Genomic DNA, 19,711 nt, shown 5'->3' with positions numbered 1-19,711 from the left:
CGCCACCTGCAGGGTGGGGTGCGCGGCCAGCTCGATGAAGGTGTCGACCCCGCCCCGAACGGCCGAGGCGACGGCTTTGTCGAACCGGACGACATTGCGCAGGTTCCAAAACCAGTACTGCGGCGCGGTGATCTCGGTGGGTACCGCCGCGCCGAGGGTCGATCCCAGGACCGGGATGTCGGCTTCGGCGAAATCCCGTCGCGACAGCTGGCGTTGCAGGTCGGCGAGTAGCCGGTCGCGCAGGTCGTTGATCATGCTGGTGTGCGCCGGATAGTCGACCCGGATCATCCGGGCGAAGATCCCTTGCGCGGTGGCGGTTTCGACGAGCGTTTCGACACTGCGGCGATCACCGGAGATTCCGGTCAGGGCGGGGGAGTTGACCACCGAAACCTCGGCCCATCCCGGGCTGCGGGCCAACAGCTCCCCGCAGATCTCCCGGTCGGCGGCGATCACCGCCATCGCGTAATCACCGGCGCCGTCGACCAGCCGGGCCCGGGCGGCGACGACGCGCACCGCGTCGGTGAGGTCCAGCATCCCGGCGGTGTGGGCCGCGGCGATCTCGCCCTGGCTGTGCCCGACGACCGCGGCGGGAACGACCCCGGCGCTGCGCCACATCGCGTCGAGGGCGACCATCTGGACGAACAGGGCCGGTTGGGCGGTGATCGCCCGATCGTCGGCGCGATGATCGGGATCCAACAGATAGTCCAGCGGCGCCCATCCGAGCAGGGAGTCGAAGGCGTCGGCGCAGCGGTCGGCGGCCGCCCGAAAGGCGGGGACCTGCTCGTAGAACAGCCGGCCCATCCCGGGGTGCTGGGAGCCCTGGCCGGGAAAGACGTGGGCCACCCTGCGCTCGGTGGCCGCCGCGTCGCCGGTGACGACACGGGGGTGCTCGACGCCCTCGGCGACCGCCTGCAACGTCTCCAGCAGGGTGTCGCGATCCCGGACCATGGCCAGCGCCCGGTGACGACGCGCGCCGCGGGTGCGCATCAGCATGTCGGCCATCGACTCCGGGTGCAGCTCCCGATGGGCCCGGGCATAGGCCAACAACGCCGCCGCCTCGCGGGACACCAGCCGACTGTCATCCGACGAGATCACCACCGCGGTGGTGCCGTCGGGCATCCGATAATCACCCATCGTTGCCGTCCTTGTGTGCCGGGATCGCGATGATCGCGTGCGCGTTCGCTCCGCCGGCACCGAATGATGATGCCGCGCCGTAGCGGAATCCGTCCTTGGCGGGCCAGTCGTGGACCTTGGTGGCCAACCGCAGTGCGGTCAGCTCCCAATCCAGCAGCGTGGTGGGCTTGTCGGCGAACAGGGTGGGCGGAATGCATCCGTGCTCGGCGGCGACCAGCAGCTTGATCAGACCGAGGATCCCTGACGCGGCCTGCGGGTGGCCGATGTTCGACTTGATCGAACCGATGCGTGCCTGCGAACCCGCCGCGCCGTAGGTTTTGAACAGCGCCAGCAGTTCTGCCGGGTCACCGGCCCGTGTTCCGGTGCCGTGACCCTCGATCATGCCGATATCGGCGGCGTCGACGCCGGCGGCCTCCAGCGTCTTGCCGATGACCTGCTCCTGGGCGCGGACCCGCGGAACCAGGATCGGTTTCCCCTTACCGTTGTGATTGGTCCGAATCGCCCGGATCTCGCCGTAGACCCGGTGGCCGAGGGCGTTTGCGCGCGACCGTCGTTCGACGATGACAATGCCGGCGCCCTCGCCCCATACCGTGCCACTGGCGTCATCGGAGTAGGCGCGGCAGCGCCCGTCGTCGGACAGGGCGTTGAGCCGGGCGAACTCATAGAACGCCGCCGGGGAGCCCATCACGCAGACCCCACCGGCCAGAGCCCACTCGCACTCTTCGGTGGCGACGGCGTTGGCGGCCAACTGAACTGCCGTCAGTCCCGATGCGCACGCGGTGTCGAGGCTGATCGATGGCCCGGTCAAACCGAGGCTATGGGAAATCCGCGCGGCTCCGCCGAGTTGGCCGAGACTGGCGATCCGGTGGCCGCTGTGGGCGTCGGCCAGCGCCACCCGCGGGCCGTACTCCATCGGCGACATGCCGATGTAACAGCCGACGAACTCCCCGGCGAGACTCTGCGGGTTGATCCCGGTGTTCTCCAATGCCTTCCACGCGACCCGCATGACCACCCGTTGCTGCGGTTGGAGAACCAGTGCTTCACGTTGGGTGATACCGAACAGTCCCGGGTCGAAATCGGCTGCACCATCGAGGAATCCGCCGGAGTCACAAACCTCGCCCCAGCCCTCGAGGCGCGACAGGGTCAGCAGGTCGTCGATCGCCCAGCCGCGATCCCGTGGGAACGGCGAGAGCAGTTCGCGTGATTCGGTCAGTGCCGACCACAGGGCGTCGGGGGTGTCGATCCCGCCGGGCGCTTCGACGGCCATCCCCGCGATGACGACCGGATCCTCGCTGGTGGCGATCATCGTGGCGTGGACTCACCGGCGAGGGCGGTCGTCAGTAGCCGCGCGACCGCATCGACGTGGTCGTCGACGAAGAAATGCCCACCGTCGAACATGGTGACGTCCACCCGGTCGGCGTGGTGGTTCCAGCCGTACAGGTCGGCCAGGGTGACCGCCGGGTCGTGCTCACCGCCGAGAACGTGGATCGGTGCGGCGATCCGGACGTCGTCGGTGCAGCTGTAGGCGTCGCAGGCGGAGAAGTCCGCGCGCAGCACCGGCAGCGCCAGTCTCATCAGGTCGCCGTTGCCGAAGACGGTGGAGTTGGTGCCCGCGAGCACCGAGACGCGCTCCAGCAGGCTCTCGTCGTCGGTCGGATGGGGCGGTTTGGTGGCCGCCAGGTGAGGGGCGACCGACGCGGAGACCGTCAGCTGGCGCACCGCGATGCCGGCGGCCTCGGCCAGCCGGGTGAACTCGAACGACACCCATCCGCCCATGCTGTGCCCGAACGTGGCCACCGGGGCGCCGCGGTGATGCGCCGAGCGGCGGAACTCGGCGAACGCTCCGGCCGCGATCTCCGGCACCGAGGTCAGCGCGGGTTCCCCGGCCCGGTCTTGGCGGCCCGGATACTGGAAGACGATCACATCGAAGGCGGGGCTCAGTGCCTTCGAGAGGTTCCGGTAGGCCGATGCGCCCGCGCCGGCGTGCGGGAAAATCAGCAGGGGGCTGGCATCGCCGGTCGCGGGTGTGTGGAACTGTCGGACCCAACCCAAGCTGCGCGGCATCGGCCACTCCCTTTCCTCTCGGTGAGCGCGCCCGGGGCGCCGACGCGGCTCGCCATCGCCAAACTTAGCGAAGGCTAACATAACTTATCGGGGCGTCCGTGGGGGTGTCTGCGCTGGTCGCCGTGGGTCACGGTCAAAGACCATCAGGGCGGCCCGTTTGGTCGGCAGATCGAGGTCCATGGCGTGGTGGAACCCGGCGCGGCGCAGGGTGTGCAGGATCCGCGCGTTGCCGGCGTCGGGCTCGCCGACGACTCGGGTGGCGGCCGGATCGCATTGCAGCTGCCAGGTGGCCACCGTGCGCAGCAACGTCGGGGCGAGCCCGCGTCCGCGCCACCGGCCGGGGCCGAGCAGCACGTGCAGGCCGACGTCGTGCTCGAAGGCGGGGTAGTGGCCGGCCAGCGGGTCGAGGTCGGCGCGGTAGAGCTCCCAGTAGCTCATCGGTGCGCCGTCGATCGCGCCGAGGTAGGGCGTCGAGTGGGCGCTGCGGTCCTGATCGCGCAGGTAGGCCTCGATCTCGGGGCGCGGCCACGCCTTCTTCCAGAAGCGGGCGACCTGCGGATCGTTCATCCAGGCGTGCAGCAGTGCGAGATCGCGCTCGACGTCGAGGCGACGCAGCGTGAAGGTGGCTGCGACCCCGGGGTGCTCGAGCTGCGCGCAGCAGCCGTCCAGCCCCTCCATCTCACCCCTTCCCAGTGCTCTACTTCGCCCCGCCACCCCCGGCGGCGGCCGGCCGTGGGCCGGTGCGCTGGCCCGCGCGAGGGCGATTAGTTAGCCTAGCCTAGGCTAAGCCCGACAGCGGGGCTTCCGTGCGCGACGGCAGGAGTAAAGGGTAACGATGGCGGTTGAAGCCAACACCGTGCAGCAGCGGCGCCGGGAACTGCTGCGTCGACGAATCGCCGAAACTGGCTTGAACTCACCGTCATTGGAGCAACTGCCGACGCTTTACGCCGGTCAGCGCTACGCGCTGTCCGACGGCCAGCGGCGGATGTGGTTCGTGCAGACCCTCGACCCCGACGACACCACGCTGAACATCTGCGTCGCCTACGACCTCGACGGCGACCTCGACCGCGACCGGCTGCGCAGCGCCGTCGAGGCCGTCGCTGCGCGCCACAGCGTGCTGCGGACACGCTACGGAACCGGCGACGACGGCGAGCCGTATCAGGTGTTCACCGACGACGCCACCATCGGATGGCGCTATGACGACACCACCATCGGATGGCGAGACCAGGACCGCACCGGAGCCGCCGACGACGACACCGCGGCGGTGGTGGACACACTGGTCCGCGACGAATTCGACCGCCCCTTCGACCTGGCCGCCGACGCGCCGTTGCGGTGCACCCTCATCCGCACCGCGGTCACCCGCCACGTCCTGGTCGTGGTGGTCCACCACATCTGCTGGGATGACGACTGCTGGGCGGTGTTCTTCGACGAGGTCAACGCCGCCTACGGCACCTGCGCCGCGGGGCCGCTCGAGGACGCCCCACCGCAGTTCATCGCGGCCGGGGTGCTGACCGCAGCACCCCCGGAGCCCACCGACGTCGACTACTGGCGCAGCCAATTCGATCCGCCGCCGGAGCCCCTCGAACTGCCGGGGCCGCCGGTGACCGGGAGTCCGTCGCGCCGGGCGACGCAGGTGCGCCGCACCGTGTCGCCGCACCTGCTGAGCCGCGTCGAGGAATGCGCCCGCGCCCAGTCCGCCACCCCGTTCATGGTGCTGCTGGCCGCATTCGGGGCGTTGACGGCGCGCTACAGCGGCACCCACGACATGACGATCGCGGTGCCGGTGGTCGATCGGCCCGGCCCGGCCCGCCGAAGTCTCGGATATTTCGGCAACACGCTGCTGCTTCGCCTCGCCGGGTCGCCACAGGCGAGTTTCGCCACGCTGCTCGACTCGGTGCGCCGGCGCTGCCTGGACGGCTTCGCCCACCAGGGGCTCGGGATCGACCGGGTCGTCCGTGAGATCAACCCGGACCGCACCGCCGGCACCGACGGCCTCAGTCAGCTCGCCCGCCTCGGATTCAGCATGCGCTCGACGGCCGGTGGTTTCGCCCTCGACGGCGTGACCACGCGCATCCTTCCGCTGGGGGCGGCCACCGCGCAGGTCCCGCTGGCGTTGGCCGTGGTCACCGATCCCGACGCGCCGATGCTCGAACTGGAATACCAGACCGACGTGATGAGCGGCCCCCTCGTCGAGCAGATGCTCGAGCATTATGTGCGTCTGCTCGAGCAGGCGCTGGACGCACCGACGCGCCCCCTGGCCGACATCACGCTGCTCGATGCGGACGAGCGCACCACGGTGCTGGCCCAGTCGCGTGGCGAGCGGGTCGACGCGCCGGCGACCACCATGGTGGCGGTGTTGGAGGCAGCGGCGGCGGCGCGGCCGGACACGGTGGCGGTGATCGCCGACACCGCCGGCGCCGCGACACGGCTGACCTACCGCGAGCTGCACGCTCGGGCCAACCGGCTGGCGCGCTGGCTGGTGGACAAAGGCGTCGGCACCGAGACCGTCGTGGCGTTGCAGATGAACGGCTCCGTCGAATTCGTCGTGGCGGTGTTGGCTGTGTGGAAGGCGGGGGCGGCCTACCTGCCGATCGATCCCGCCTACCCGCACGAGCGTGTCGACTACCTGGTTCGTGACACCAACCCGCACATGGTGATCGGGGCGCAGGGTCTGGCGGCCGCCGAGGCCGCCGCCGCCGGGCTGTCCGCCGAACCGCTGACCGACGCCGACCGGCTGCGGCCGCTGCGGCCGGCCAACCTGGCCTACGTCATCTACACCTCGGGCTCGACCGGCCGGCCGAAGGGCGTGGCGGTGCCGCACGAGGCCATCGCCGAGCACATCGAGGGATTCACCGCGCAGTGGACGATGACCGCCGAGGATCGGATGCTGCAATCGTCGTCGGTGAGCTTTGACGCCTCCCTCGCCGACCTGTTCCTCACCCTGTCCCTCGGAGCTCAGCTGGTCATTCCCGAACCGGGCCGCGCCGCCGACGTCGACTACGTCGCCGAGGTGATCGACCGCCACGATGTGACTGTGCTGCACATGGTTCCGGCGATGCTCAGCACCCTGCTGGCGTTGCCGCACGGCGAGCGGTGGCGACGCCTACGGTTGGTGCCGGTCGGCGGGGAAGCCCTCCCCGGCAGCGTGGCCGACGAGTTCACCGCCCGCTTCGGCGCGCAACTGCGCAACCACTACGGACCGACCGAGGCGGTGGTGTGTTCGACCCACAAACCGGTCGACCGGCGTTACGGCGCCGCCGTGGTCCCCATCGGCGCGCCCAATCGGAACGTCGACGCCTACGTGCTCGATGCCCGGCTGCAGCCGGTGCCCGCGGACGTGGTGGGCGAGCTGTATCTCGGGGGCGCCCAGCTGGCGCGCTGCTACGTCGGGCGCCCCGGTCTCACAGCGCAGCGGTTCGTCGCCGATCCGTTCACCGCGGGGGCGCGGTTGTATCGCACCGGTGACCTGGTGCGCCGCACCCGCGAGGGGGATCTGGAATTCGTCGGGCGGGCCGACGAGCAGGTCAAGGTCCGCGGCTACCGCATCGAACTCGGCGAGGTCGAGGCCGTGCTGAGCGCGCACCCCGCGGTCAGCCGCAGCGTCGTGGTCACCGAGACCACCCCCCAGGGGCCCCGACTGGCGGCGTATCTGGTTCCGGCGGCCGCGGTCGACGTCGACGACCTGCGCGCCCACGCCGCACAGACGCTGCCCGACTACATGCTGCCGAGCGCTTACGCGGTGATCCCGGAGATCCCGCTGACCGTGCACGGCAAACTCGACCGCCGTGCCCTGCCCACCGCGACGCGGGTGGCGGCCGCCGGATACCGCGCCCCGGTCACCGCCACCGAGCGGCGCCTGTGCGCGCTGTTCGAGCAGCTCTTCGGCGGCGAGACGGTCGGGGCCCACGACTCGTTCTTCGAACTCGGCGGCCACTCGCTGCTGGCGGCCCGGCTGGTGGCGTCGATCCGCGCCGAGTTCGGCCTCGAGCTTGCGGTGCGGACCGTGTTCGACGCGCCGACACCGGCGGGCTTGGCGGCCCGTCTGACCGCGCAGTTCCGCGCCGACTTCGACCTCGACCTCGACGAACTCGCCGACGAACTCGGTGACGAACTCGCCGACGAACTCGGTGACGAACTCGCCGACGGTGACGGCCCCGGCGCCGGCGCGCAGGCCGACATCGCGGCACCGGCGGGACGGCCCTCGCTGGCCGCCGGCGCCCGCCCGTCGCAGGTGCCGCTGTCCTACTCGCAGCTGGCCGCCTGGCTGCACTACCGGATGGAAGGGGCCCACCCGGGCTTCAACATGCCGTGCGTGCTGCGGATCGACGGGCCGATCGACGCCGCGGTGTTGACCGACTCCCTCGACGACGTGATCGCCCGCCACGACGCGTTGCGGACGAACTTCGCCGAACACGACGGGGTGCCCTACCAGCACGTTCACCCGCATCGGTCGATCACGCTGGGTCACCGCCGTGTCGGCGCCGACCGGCTCGACGAGACGGTCACCGAACTGCGCGACCAGCCCCTGACACCGGAAACCGATGTGTTGCTGCGCGCCACGCTGCTCGATGTCGACGACGGCACCCACGTGCTGGTCGTGATCGTGCACCACCTGGTCTGCGATCACACGTCGCTGGGAGTCATCGTCGACGACCTCATCGAGGCCTACCGGGCACGGCACCGCGGCGATGCCCCCCGCTGGAGCACCCCGACGGTGCACTTCGCCGACTATGCGCTGTGGCAACGCGACGCCTTCGACTCCCCGACACCGTGGGGCGCCATCGAACTCGCGCACTGGCGTGACGCATTGGCCGGTCTGCCCGAGGAGATCTCCATCGCCCCCGACCGGTGTCGACAGCCGATCATCGGTACCCGCGCCCAGAGCGCGGCGGCCACCGTGCCCGCCGACCTGCGCAACTCCCTGGTGCGGCTGGCCGAACAGGCCGGCGTCACCGAGTTCATGGTCTACCAGGCGGCGATAGCGGTGGTGTTGCACACCCTCGGTGGCGGCACCGATGTCCCGGTGGGCAGCCCCGTCGCCTCCCGGGTCGACCCGGCGACGGAGAACCTGGTCGGCCTGTTCGCCAACGTGGTGGTGCTGCGCAACGATCTGTCCGGGGACCCCGAGCTGAAAACTGTGCTCGCCCGCAGCCGAGACACCGTTCTCGACGCGTTCGAACACCAGGAAGTGCCGATCGAACGGGTCGTGGAAGCCCTCAAACCCGTCCGTTCACGACTGTGGAATCCGTTGTATCAACACATGATCCACTTCCAGGGCGAAGACTGGGCGCTCACGGCTAGGGAACTGACCGACACCGGCGAGACGACGGTGACCCCGCTGCCGTTCACCTTCGACATGTCGCTGCTGGATCTCGACTTCAGCATGACCGTCTCCGGTGACGGTGCGCTGAGCGTGCGGGTCGTCGGCAACGCCGACCTTTACGACCCGCCCACCGTCGAGCGGATCGTCGAGGCGTTGACCGCAGCATTGGCGGCGTTCGTCGCGAACCCGGCTACCCGGCTGTCGCAGCTGCAGCTGCTGCCCGCCGACGTCGTGGAACAGCTTCTGGATGCGCCGGATCCGACACCGGCGCCCGCACCGGCACCGACGGCGGGATCCGAGCGCACCGAACAGATCCTCATCGCCCTGCTCGGGGAACTCCTGGAGATCACCGACATCGACCGTGAGGACAACTTCTTCGCCGTCGGCGGCGACAGTGTGATCGCGGTGCAGTGGGCCGCGCGAGCAGCCGCCCACGAGTTGACCATGTCCCCGGTCATGGTGTTCGAGCACCTCACTATCGCCGAGCTGGCGGCCGCCGTCGATGCCGCCGGCGCCGCGGGCCCCGACGGCGCCGACGTTGCGGCCTCGGCCGCCCCGCTGAGTGCCTCCGGGCTGGACCCCTCCGCGCTGGCCGCCCTCACCGCGTCGTGGCAACAGCACACACAGGGATGAGCGCGCCGTGACCGCCGCACAGATCGAGGATGTCCTGGCGTTGAGTCCTTTGCAGGAGGGGCTGTTCGCGCTCTACCGCCTGGCCGAGGACGGCCTGGACCTCTACACGATGCAGCTGCTGATCGACATCGACGGACCCGTGGACCTGCCGCTGCTGCAGCGCAGCACCAATGCGCTGCTGGACCGACACCCCAACCTGCGTGCCGCGTTCTGGGACCGTGACGTGCCCCGGCCGGTACAGATCGTGCCGTCGCACGCCGAGGTCGCATGGACCGAACGCCCAGCCCCCGCCGAAGATTTCGCGACGATCGCCGAGGCCGAGCGTCTCCGGCCGTTCGACCTGAGCCGGGGTCCCGCCCTGCGGGTTGTGATCGCCACCGTTCCCGGCACCCACCGGCGTCGGATGATCTTCACCGCCCACCACATCCTGATGGACGGTTGGGCTCTGGCGGTGTTCTTCACCGAACTGCTGGTGGTGTACCGGGCGGGCGGCTCGACGCAGGGACTGGCGCCCGTGCGGCCCTACCGCGACTACATCAGCTGGCTGGCCCGCCAGGACACCGACGCCGCCCTGGCCAGCTGGACGCGCTACCTCGACACCGTCTCGGGCCCACTGATGGTGGCCGACACCGACAGCCGCGACGGTGTTCCGCACAAGGTGGTGCAGCGACTGTCGTGCCAGGACACCGCGCGGTTGCGCGACTGGGCTGGGGCGAGCGGACTGACGCTCAACACCGCGACGCTGTTCGCCTGGCTGGTGGTGTTGAGCCGGCTCACCGGCCGGCGCGACCTGGTGGTGGGCACCGTCGTCTCCGGTCGCCCGGAACGGCTCAGCGGGGTGGAGAACATGGTCGGGCTGTTCATCAACACGGTGCCGGTGGTGCACCGATTGGACCGCGAAACCGGGGTGGTCGACCAGTGCGCACGGTTGCAACGCGACGCCTCGGCGATGCGCGACGTCAGCTACCTCAGCCTCGCGCAGATCCAACGCGCGCACGGCCGCGGTGCCCTGTTCGACAGCCTGTTCGTGTTCGAGAACGCACCGCTGGGGGAGGCGGTGAACACCGTCACCACCCCCGACGGCGCCACCTTCCGCCCGGTGGAGATGGAGAGCCTGACCCACTATCCGCTGACGGTGGTCTCCCACGTCATCGACGGTGAGCTGATCGTCGCCGTCGAGGCGATCGAGAAAGCGCTGCCGCACCTGCCCGCCACCGACATCGCCGAACGGATGCTGTCGGTGCTGCGCCAACTACCCGCAATCGCTGCGGGGGGACCCGACGACCTCGACGTGGCCACCGCAGCGGAACGGACCGGCGAGGGGGCGCGCGTCACCGCGCCGGTGACCGACGACTCGGTGTGGGGGGCGTTCACCCGGCAGGCCGGCGCCACCCCCGACGCCGAGGCGCTGACGTTCGGCGCGACCGAACGCCACACCTACCGGCAGCTCCACGAGAGGGCCTGTGCGCTCGCCGCGGAACTCGCCGACCACGGTGTGGGGCCGGAAACCGTGGTGGCCCTGATGCTGCCGCGCTCGCCGCGCACCGTGATCGCCCTGCTCGCCGTGCTCGCCGCCGGTGGCGCCTATCTGCCGGTCGACGTCACCGCCCCCCGAGAGCGCATCGCGACGATGCTGCGGCGGGCCCGTCCGGTCGCTGTGGTCACCGCCGGCGGTTTCCGGCCGCCGGACAGCGACGCGGCGATCATCGACCTCGACGACGCGGACACCGCTGCGCGGATCGCGCGGCGCGGCGCGGTGACACCGCCGGTACGCCGGCAGGGCGACCAGGGTGCCTACCTCATCTTCACCTCCGGATCCACCGGTGAACCTAAAGGGGTGATCGGCACCAACACGGCGCTGCTGGCCTATTTCGCCGACCACCGCGACCGGGTGTACCGGCCCGCCCGCGCCCGGCTGCGGCGGCCGCTGCGGATCGCGCACGCCTGGTCGTTCGGCTTCGACGCCTCCTGGCAGCCGCTGGTCGGGCTGCTCGACGGCCACGCGGTGCACCTGTTCGACGCCGAGGAGATGCGTGACGCCGACCGGCTGGTCCGCGGCATCAGGCAGCACCGCGTCGACATGATCGACACCACCCCGTCGATGGTCGTGCAACTGCGCGCCGCGGGCCTGTTCGACGCCGGTCTGACGGTGCTGGCGTTGGGCGGGGAGGCCATCGATTCGGTTCTGTGGCAACAGCTGCGGGCCCTGCCGACCACCGCGGTGTACAACTGCTACGGCCCCACCGAGACGACCGTCGAGGCCGTGGTGGCCCCGGTGGCAGAACATCGAGCACCGACAATCGGTGTCGCCAACGCCGGAACCGTCGGCTACGTACTGGACCCGCAGTTGCGGCCGGTGCCCACCGGGGTGGTGGGGGAGCTCTACCTCGCCGGTGCCCAACTGACCCGCGGCTACCTCTCTGAGCCCGGGCTGACCGCCTCCAGCTTCGTGGCCGATCCCCACCGCAGCGGGCAGCGCATGTACCGCACCGGTGACCTCGTTCGCCGGCTGCCCCACGGCGCGTTCGGCTATATCGGTCGCGCCGACACCCAGGTCAAGATCCGCGGCTATCGCGTCGAGATCGCCGAGGTGGAGGCCGCGCTGCGCGGCCACCCCACCGTCGACGACGCCGCGGTGACGGTGATCCACCGCGACGCCGGGCCCGCCCTGGTAGCACTGGTGGTCGGCGCCGACGCCGAGCCGACCACACTGCGGGTCGCGCTGAGTGGGCGCCTTCCCGGATACATGATTCCGGCCCGCATCCTGACGGTCGCCCACCTGCCGGTCAACGCCAACGGCAAGCTCGACGGCCGCACGGTGGACACCCTTGCCGCCGAAGCGTTTCCATCTCGCAGCCACGTGGACGTGGCAGCCGAAACGCCGACCGAACGTGCCCTGTGCGAGGTGGTCGCCGAACAGCTCAACGGGACGGTCCCGCACCTCGACGACGCCCTCGTCGACTACGGACTCGACAGCATCGTGGCGATCGCGTTGGTGCGCTCGGCGCAGCGTCGCGGGCTGTCGATCAGTCCCCGGGCCCTCATCGAAGCGCCGACACTGCGTGACCTCGCCGCCGAGATCGACGCGGGCACCGCCGGGCGCACCGATGCGCTCGCCGATGACCGGCCCGGTCCGGTCCCGCCGTTGCCGATCGTGTCGTGGCTGTTCGAATACGACAACTACCGCCGTTTCACCCAGAGCGTCGTGCTGCGCCTGCCCGCCGGCATCGACGCCCCCACGATTCACGCGGTGCTCCAGGTGCTCCTCGACGGCCACGACGCCCTGCGCGCGGTGTTGACCGACACCGAGGAGGGCCCGCGGTTGATCACCCGCGAACCGGGCTGCGTCACCGCAGCGGACATCCTCGAGCGCACGGTGATCGACGCGGACCCCACCGCCGAGGCGATCACCGCGGCCGCGCGCCGCGCCAACGACGCGATCGACCCGCGGCAGGGCAGCATGCTGCGGGCGGTCTGGCTGACCGGCTCGGAACCGGAGATGATGCTGCTCACCGCCCATCACCTCACCGTCGACGTCGTCTCCTGGCACATCATCGTCAGCGACCTGCGGGAAGCATGGCGAGCGCTGCAGGCGGGGACAACACCGACCCCGCTACCGGAAGCGACCAGCTACCGGCGCTGGTCGCAGCTGATCACCGAGCGCGCGGAGAATCCCGAGGTCACCGACCAACTCGACTATTGGCGCGCTCGGGTCGGTGCCGATGACCCGCCGCTGGGACACCGAAGGTTGAACCCGCGCCGCGACACTTGGTCGACGTTGCAGTCCAAGACCGTCGCGACGTCGGTGGCCGACAGTCACCGGATCCTCGCCGCCGAGGACCGTGACGACCGGATCCAGGATTTCCTTCTGGCGGCGGCGACGGTGACGCTGGCCAGCTGGCGGGTGCACCGCGGTGAGAACCCGGGCGGTGGCGCGCTGATCGCCTTGGACAGCCACGGACGCGACGACAGCGTGGTCGACGCCGATACCACCAACACGGTCGGATGGTTCACCAGTTGCTTCCCCGTCCGGTTGGGTGTCGGGGACTGCGCTGTCGACGTGGCGCGCGTCGAGCGTGACCGGCAGGCGGGCCGGGATCTGCTCGCCGCGGTCACCGACGAACTCAGCGCGGTCCCGCACCACGGATTCGACTACGGGCTGCTGCGCTATCGCACCGGTGGCGGCGGTGACCCGCAGCTGCACCGCGGTGCCGAACCGCAGGTCATGTTCAGCTATCTGGGCCGGCTGGACCTGGCCGGCATCGACGACCAGCCGTGGTCGCTGATGGCCGAGCCGCAGATGGAGGCCCTGCCCATCGACCCCGAACCCGACCTGCCGCTGCGGTTCGCGCTCTACCTCAGCGCCGCGGTGCGCGGCACACCGCAGGGACCGCAGCTGACCGCCACCTGGTTGTGGAGCGATGCGCTGTTCACCGCCGGCGACCTCGACGTCCTCACCGAATTCTGGCAGCGCGCCGTGACCGCGCTCGCCCCCGCGCAGCGGTAGAAGGGAACGCCCATGCATCCACCGACCCCCACCGACATCACGGCGACGATCGCCGCGCAACTCGACTGCCCGGCCGCCGACATCGCCGACGACGACAACCTGATCGAGTTGGGGCTCAACTCGATCGCGATGATGGCCCTGGCCGGCGGGTGGCGCAAACAGGGCATTGCGGTCACCTTCGCGCAGCTGGCCGCCGAACCGACGGTGGCCGCGTGGGCGCAGCTGGTGCAGGCCGCCGCCCCGATGCCCGCCGATCCCGCGTCGACGCCGCAGGATCCCGCCGGCACCGACGGCGAACCACCCACTGAGGACACGCCGTTTGCGCTGGCGCCCATGCAACACGCGTACTGGATCGGACGCGCCGACGAACAGCAACTTGGCGGGGTCGCCGCGCATCTGTACGTCGAGTTCGACGGCCCCGCCATCGATCCGGACCGCCTGCGGGAGGCGGTGACCGAACTCCTCGCCATGCACCCGATGCTGCGCACCCGGTTCCTGCCCGACGGGACCCAGCAGACGCTCAGCGCCGTCGACGCGGCGCCGCTGCACACCCTGGACCTGCGGGGCACGGAGCCCGACACCGTCGCAGCGACACTGAGCGAACTCCGCGACCGAAAAACCCACCAGCGCCTCGACGTCGAGCACGGTCAGGTCATCGATGTCACGCTCACCCGGCTGGACGAGCAGACCAGCAGGCTGCACCTCGACGTCGACATGCTCGCCGCCGACGCCATGAGCTACCGCACCCTGGTCGCCGAGCTGGCGGCGCTGTACCGCGGGCAGAAGCTCACCGCGCCGTCGTACACCTACCGGCAGTACCGCACCGAACACGCCGCCGACCCCGCGGTGGGCGAATCCGACCGGCAGTGGTGGCACCAGCGGCTGCCGGCCCTGCCGGCAGCGCCGGAGCTGCCGAGCACCGCGGCCTTCGGCACGCGTCGCACCGTGCGTCACGCGCACTGGCTGAGCCCGGAGCACAAACACCGGTTGACGGCCGCCGCCCATGCACGCGCGATCACCCCGGCCATGGCGGTCGCCGCGGTGTTCGCCGACACCCTCGGCGGCTGGTCCCGACAACCGCACTTCCTGCTGAACATCCCCCTGTTCCAGCGGGAACCCGTACACCCCGAGATCGACCGGGTGATCGGCGATTTCACCTCCTCGGTGCTTCTCGACGTCGACGTCAGCGACGACGTCGCCGTCGTCGACCGGGCCCGGGAGCTGCAGCGACGCCTGTACGAGGGCGCCGCCCACGGCGGCTACACCGGTTTGGACGTGCTGCGCGATCTCGGGCGGTACCGCGGTGAACCGGTGTTGGCGCCGATCGTGTTCACCAGTGCCCTGGACCTGGGGGAGTTGTTCGCCGACGTGGTGGCCGAGACGTTCGGCGAGTCGGTGTGGATCGTGTCGCAGGGACCGCAGGTGCTGTTGGACGCCCAGATCACCGAGGTCAACGGTGGCCTGCTGCTCAACTGGGATGTGCGGGCGGAGATGTTCCCCGACGGTGTCATCGAGGCGATGTTCGCCCACTTCACCGACGCGGTGGAGCGCCTGGCGGCCGGGGAGGCGGGATGGCAGGCCGAAGCCGCCGCCCGGTTGCCGGCCGCACAGGCCAACGCCCGGGCCGCCGTCAACGCCACCGACCTCCCGGTCAGCGGCCGCTGCCTGCACGAAGGGTTCTTCGACCATGCCGGCGCCCACCCGGAGGCGCCCGCGGTGCTGTGGGGCGCGGCGCCGCGAAGCGACCGGTGGAGCTACGGCGAGCTCGCCCGCGCCGCGCTCGCCGTGGCGGGGACACTCGCGGGACGCGGCGTGCGCCCCGGCGACACCGTGGCGGTGCACCTGCCCAAAGGACCCGACCAGGTGCTCGCCGTGCTCGGGGTGTTGGCCGCGGGAGCCACCTATGTGCCGATCGGCGTCGACCAACCCCCGGCCCGGCGCGAGGCGATCCTGGCCACCGCCGAGGCGGTCGCGGTGATCACCGCCGACGGCGCCGCCGAGTTCGGCCACGACATCGTGGTCGTGGAGATCGCAGCGGCCGCAACGCATCCCGACCCGCTTCCCGCCCCGATCCTGCCGGACCCCGACAGCATCGCCTACGTCATCTTCACGTCCGGGTCGACCGGAACCCCCAAGGGCGTGGAGGGCCGCCACAGCGGTGCGATGAACACCATCGACACCCTCAACACCTGGTTCGCGGTCACCGCGGCGGACCGGACGCTGGCGCTGTCGGCACTGGAATTCGACCTGTCGATCTACGACATCTTCGGCATGCTCTCCGCCGGCGGCGCCGTGGTGGTCCTCGACGCCGACCAGCGGGCCGCGACCACCAGTTGGGTCGACGTGCTGGCCACCCACCGGGTGTCGGTGCTCAACTGCGTGCCCAGCCTGCTCGACATGATCCTCAACCTCGACGACCAGCGCCTCGGGCGGTCGCTGCGGGCGGTGATCCTCGGCGGTGACTGGGTTCCCGCCGACCTGGCTCGCCGACTGGCCGACCAGGTGCCGGGCTGTCGTTTCGCCGGCCTCGGCGGCTCCACCGAGGCGTCCATCCACAACACCATCTGCGAAGTGTCGGGGCAGCCGCCGGCGTCGTGGACGACCGTGCCGTTCGGGGTCCCGCTGCCCAACACCCGGTGCCGGGTGGTGTCGCCGACGGGCCGCGACTGCCCCGATTGGGTGACCGGAGAACTCTGGGTCGGCGGCGTCAACGTCGCCGCCGGCTACCGCAACGATCCGGAGCGCACCGCACAGCGGTTCGTCGACCACGACGGGATGCGGTGGTACCGCACCGGGGATTTGGCGCGCTACTGGCCCGACGGCACCGTGGAGTTCCTCGGCCGCGCCGACAACCAGGTCCAGTTGCGCGGCCACCGCGTGGAACTCGGTGAGGTGGAGCATGCGCTGCGTGCCGCGCCCGGGGTGCGCCAGGCGGTGGCGGTCGTCCTCACCGGCGCGGCACCGCAGTTGGTCGCCGTCGTCGCCGGGGACACCGCGCGCATCGACGCCGACACGGTCAGCGCGGTCGCCGCGGATCGGTTGCCAGCCTACATGGTGCCCTCCCGGGTCGTCGTGCTCCCACAGATCCCGTTGACCCCCAACGGCAAACACGATCGTCGCGCGCTGACCGCGTCGGTCGCCCCTGAGCACCACAGCACCGGCGGGGCCGACCCGCGCACCGACGTCGAGGCCGCCCTGGCCGCGATCACCGCCGAAGTACTCGAGGTCGATTCGATCGGGGTGGACCGGGACTTCTTCGCCCTGGGCGGTGATTCGGTGTTGGCGACGACGCTGATCGCCCGGGTTCGGGACTGGCTGGACATCGACCACGCTGTGGTCGCCGACCTGTTCGCGACCAGGACGGTGGCGGGTTTGGCCCGGCGGCTCGCCGAGCGGGATGCTCAGCGCGCGGCACCGGGCCGGCTGGGCGAGATCGCCCGGCTCTACCTCGAAGTCGCCGCGCTCAGCGACGAGGAGGTCATGGCCGGTCGCTGACCGGCGGTCTCAGCGGCGGGACCCCACGACGACGCTGCCGACGCTGCACTCCTGTCGCTCATCGACGCCGGTGGCGGCGGTGAACGCCGCGGTGTCGCCGAACCCCTGGGCGCAGACCCCGATGCCCATCGCGGTTCCCGCCAGATACAGCGTCTGCATCAGCGCACCGACGTCTTTGAGGATCAGCGCGTAACCGATCTGCTCGTAGGTCCACAGGATGCGCCCGGGGCGGGCGGCGATCACCAGCAGCACCTGCGGCTCCGCGCCACCGACCAGGGTCGCCGCCGCCGGTTTGATCAACCGTGCCACCGCGGGTGAATCCGCCGCGGCGACCGGGCGCAGCACATGATCGAACGAATCGTAATGATACATCCCGGGTTCGACGCCCACCACGGTGCGCACCACCGGGTACAGCTCCAGTTCGTAGACCCCGCCGGCCGACGGATAGGGACGGGACAGCAACTGCTCGCCGGGACCGACCGTCTCGGTCCGGCGGGTCCGTGCCGTGCGATACAGCAGCTCACCGAGCTGGTCGGCGGTGAGCGGACGGGTGTCGTCGAAGGTGCGGGTGGACACCCGGTCCTCCACGACCGCGGTCAGGGGCGCGTCGTCGCTGCGTCGGGCCGCCAGATCCGGTCGGGGCAACACGACGGGTTCGCCGGGATAGGTGTCGCGGCGGGCCGGCGGCTGGGCGAACCGCCCGGCCGCCCATTTCGTGGGCCCGAACCGGTCCCAGGTGACGATGCGCTCGCCGAGCGTGCTGCGCCGATGAAACCACAGATCCGGGGCGTCCCAGCCGACGTCGGTGAATTCGGCGGTGTCGGCGTCCTCGCTGCCGGCGGCGACCAGGAAACCGAACCGGTGCAGATCGGCACGAAACGCCGCCGCCACCGCCTCCGGCACCTCCGGGCACAGGGCGCGCGGATCGCCCAGGACGACCAGCAGCCGGTGGTCGTGGATAGCCATGTCACACGACGCCAGCGGATGCTCCAACACCAAACCGGTGGAATCCCGGTGCAAGACCGCGAATTTCGACAGAACCGCGTGCTCCGGCGGCGGCGACGCGGGTTCTGTGCCGGGGCCGAACGGCGCGATCGAGTAGTGATGCGCCGTGTCGCTGCGCACGGCGATGGCCAACCATCCGCCCCCGATGAGTTGGTCGATCAGGCCGCCCACCACCGCGCGGTCCGGTTCCGCGGACAGCTCGGCGAGGGTGGCGGGCCCGAGATTCAACGTTTTCAGCGCCTGCAGCTGCGCGGGTGCCAGGTCCGCCAGCTTCTGCGAGTGCGGCGGATCGAGCAGCACCGCACCGGCACGCGTGACCAGGCAGCGCACCCCGTGGCGAAACGCGTAGCCGGTCTGTTGCGGGTAGGCCATACGGTCACTATTTCAGGTGCCGCCGGGTGTTTCGCGCGCGGCCGATCCGGTCGCCGGGCACCGCTGTGGCCTGCATGTTGTAACGAGACCACCGCGGGGCACGACACCGGTCGTGTTAGCTGTGGATGAGTTCTCCGCACACACGTGGACACGAAAGGGACACCGAATCATGTCAACGACGAAGATCTTCGCCACCAGCGTGGCGGCCGTGGCCGTCCTGGGCACTGCGGGGCTGGCCTCGATGAGCGTCGCCGCGTCACCGGTGCCGGCGGTACAGCCGGTGGTGTTCGACAGCCCGCTGCCGCTGGACCCGCCGCCCAGCCCGGCGCCGGATGCCGACCTGCCGACCGCGGAGACCCTGACGGGCCTGCTGGACAACCTGGTCGACCCCGAGACCTCCGACGAGCTCAAGAGCGATCTGGTTGCCGGTGGGCTGAAACGCCACCAGGCCAACGTTCTCGACCACAAGTTGCGTCAGGCGGGTCGGCGTGGGGAGCTGCCGTTGACGTTCACCGCCGACAACATCCAGTCGACCGGGGACAACGCCGTCAGCGCCGACGTCACGGTCACCGGGCCCAAGATCCCCGCGCCGATCGAGAAGAACGTCACGTTCGTCAATGAGAACGGCTGGATGCTCTCTCAGGACACCGCTGACGAGCTGGTGGAAGCCATCGTGGGGCGCCTGCCCAACTGACGGGTCCGGGCTGACGGCGTGCGCCGCCGCGGCCGGCTCAGCCCGGCCCGGTGTCGGGGTCGAGGACCCCGGAGTGGACGCCCAGCACGTCCATGTCGAACAGACGGGCATGCAGCACCGTGCGGTTGCGCAGCGCCGCGCGCACCGCACGGTGCAGCCCGTCCTCGAGGTAGATCACGCCCTTCCACTTCACCGCGTGCGGGAACAGGTCGCCGTAAAACGTCGAATCCTCCGACAGCAGCCGGTCCAGCGCCAGCACCGTCGTCGTGGTCACCAGCTCGTCCAGGCGTAACTGGCGGGGCGGGATCTGCGACCAGTCCCGATGAGACAGCCCGTGCTCGGGGTAGGGCTTGCCCTCGCGGACACCTTTGAAGATCACGGGAGAACCGCCGGGTGTCAGCGGGGGAGCGGCGACGGACACGGACACATGGTCGGTAAGGCTAGCCGCCGACGGTGATGGCAGGAAAAAACCGCTGGCGAGGGC

Annotated in this window: 10 protein-coding genes; 4 read left to right on the top strand and 6 right to left on the bottom strand. The window is 70.6% G+C overall.

Annotation, left to right across the window (positions count from 1 at the left end; all coding sequences use genetic code 11):
- The 4 genes from B8W67_RS02595 to B8W67_RS02580 form a co-directional block, all read right to left on the bottom strand.
- Positions 1-1,134: acyltransferase domain-containing protein (locus B8W67_RS02595; protein WP_133056031.1), on the bottom strand; the 1,134-nt coding region annotated here is incomplete at its 3' end.
- Positions 1,127-2,440 (bottom strand): beta-ketoacyl [acyl carrier protein] synthase domain-containing protein, encoded by a 1,314-nt coding sequence (locus B8W67_RS02590; RefSeq protein ID WP_085302163.1) that lies wholly within the window; start codon positions 2,438-2,440, stop codon positions 1,127-1,129. The genes B8W67_RS02595 and B8W67_RS02590, both read right to left, overlap by 8 nt.
- Entirely contained in the window at positions 2,437-3,198 is a 762-nt protein-coding gene (locus B8W67_RS02585) for a thioesterase II family protein (RefSeq protein ID WP_069391566.1), read from the bottom strand. The genes B8W67_RS02590 and B8W67_RS02585 overlap by 4 nt, the downstream gene beginning before the upstream one ends.
- An 84-nt stretch (positions 3,199-3,282) precedes the next feature.
- A complete protein-coding gene (locus B8W67_RS02580) occupies positions 3,283-3,876 on the bottom strand; it encodes a GNAT family N-acetyltransferase (protein ID WP_085302161.1) in 594 nt (197 codons plus the stop codon).
- A 157-nt stretch (positions 3,877-4,033) separates the two neighbouring features.
- On the opposite strand from B8W67_RS02580, the gene B8W67_RS02575 reads away from it, so the two are divergent.
- From B8W67_RS02575 to B8W67_RS02565, 3 genes are read left to right on the top strand one after another with little or no spacing between them, the layout of a single operon-like run.
- Entirely contained in the window at positions 4,034-9,154 is a 5,121-nt protein-coding gene (locus tag B8W67_RS02575; RefSeq protein WP_085302159.1) for a non-ribosomal peptide synthetase, read from the top strand.
- Between the two features lie 7 nt (positions 9,155-9,161).
- The gene (locus tag B8W67_RS02570) at positions 9,162-13,661 is read left to right on the top strand and encodes a non-ribosomal peptide synthetase (RefSeq protein WP_085302157.1); all 4,500 of its coding nucleotides are present in this window, start codon (positions 9,162-9,164) and stop codon (positions 13,659-13,661) included.
- A 12-nt stretch (positions 13,662-13,673) separates the two neighbouring features.
- A complete protein-coding gene (locus B8W67_RS02565) occupies positions 13,674-17,156 on the top strand; it encodes a non-ribosomal peptide synthetase (protein WP_085302155.1) in 3,483 nt (1,160 codons plus the stop codon).
- A gap of 9 nt (positions 17,157-17,165) precedes the next feature.
- Here the strand turns inward: B8W67_RS02565 and B8W67_RS02560 are convergent, their stop codons facing one another.
- Positions 17,166-18,533 carry a SagB family peptide dehydrogenase gene (locus B8W67_RS02560; RefSeq protein ID WP_109561694.1) on the bottom strand — a complete coding sequence of 456 codons (1,368 nt, stop codon included), beginning with the start codon at positions 18,531-18,533 and terminating at the stop codon, positions 17,166-17,168.
- A 169-nt stretch (positions 18,534-18,702) separates the two neighbouring features.
- On the opposite strand from B8W67_RS02560, the gene B8W67_RS02555 reads away from it, so the two are divergent.
- Positions 18,703-19,227 carry an MTB12 family secreted protein gene (locus B8W67_RS02555; RefSeq protein ID WP_069391560.1) on the top strand — a complete coding sequence of 175 codons (525 nt, stop codon included), beginning with the start codon at positions 18,703-18,705 and terminating at the stop codon, positions 19,225-19,227.
- Between the two features lie 37 nt (positions 19,228-19,264).
- On the opposite strand, the gene B8W67_RS02550 is transcribed toward B8W67_RS02555, so the two are convergent.
- Positions 19,265-19,606 carry a type II toxin-antitoxin system VapB family antitoxin gene (locus B8W67_RS02550; RefSeq protein WP_069391559.1) on the bottom strand — a complete coding sequence of 114 codons (342 nt, stop codon included), beginning with the start codon at positions 19,604-19,606 and terminating at the stop codon, positions 19,265-19,267.
- Positions 19,607-19,711: the final 105 nt, after the last annotated feature.

It is taken from the genome of Mycolicibacillus koreensis (assembly GCF_002104795.1).
GTDB lineage: Bacteria > Actinomycetota > Actinomycetes > Mycobacteriales > Mycobacteriaceae > Mycobacterium > Mycobacterium koreense.
This window is presented reverse-complemented; position numbering and strand designations above follow the sequence as displayed.

Coding starts and splice junctions, on each gene's coding strand:
- B8W67_RS02585 (WP_069391566.1), bottom strand. CDS start 3,198: ATGCCGCGCAGCTTGGGTTGGGTCCGACAGTTCCACACACCCGCGACC.
- B8W67_RS02565 (WP_085302155.1), top strand. CDS start 13,674: ATGCATCCACCGACCCCCACCGACATCACGGCGACGATCGCCGCGCAA.
- B8W67_RS02560 (WP_109561694.1), bottom strand. CDS start 18,533: ATGGCCTACCCGCAACAGACCGGCTACGCGTTTCGCCACGGGGTGCGC.
- B8W67_RS02590 (WP_085302163.1), bottom strand. CDS start 2,440: ATGATCGCCACCAGCGAGGATCCGGTCGTCATCGCGGGGATGGCCGTC.
- B8W67_RS02555 (WP_069391560.1), top strand. CDS start 18,703: ATGTCAACGACGAAGATCTTCGCCACCAGCGTGGCGGCCGTGGCCGTC.
- B8W67_RS02575 (WP_085302159.1), top strand. CDS start 4,034: ATGGCGGTTGAAGCCAACACCGTGCAGCAGCGGCGCCGGGAACTGCTG.
- B8W67_RS02580 (WP_085302161.1), bottom strand. CDS start 3,876: ATGGAGGGGCTGGACGGCTGCTGCGCGCAGCTCGAGCACCCCGGGGTC.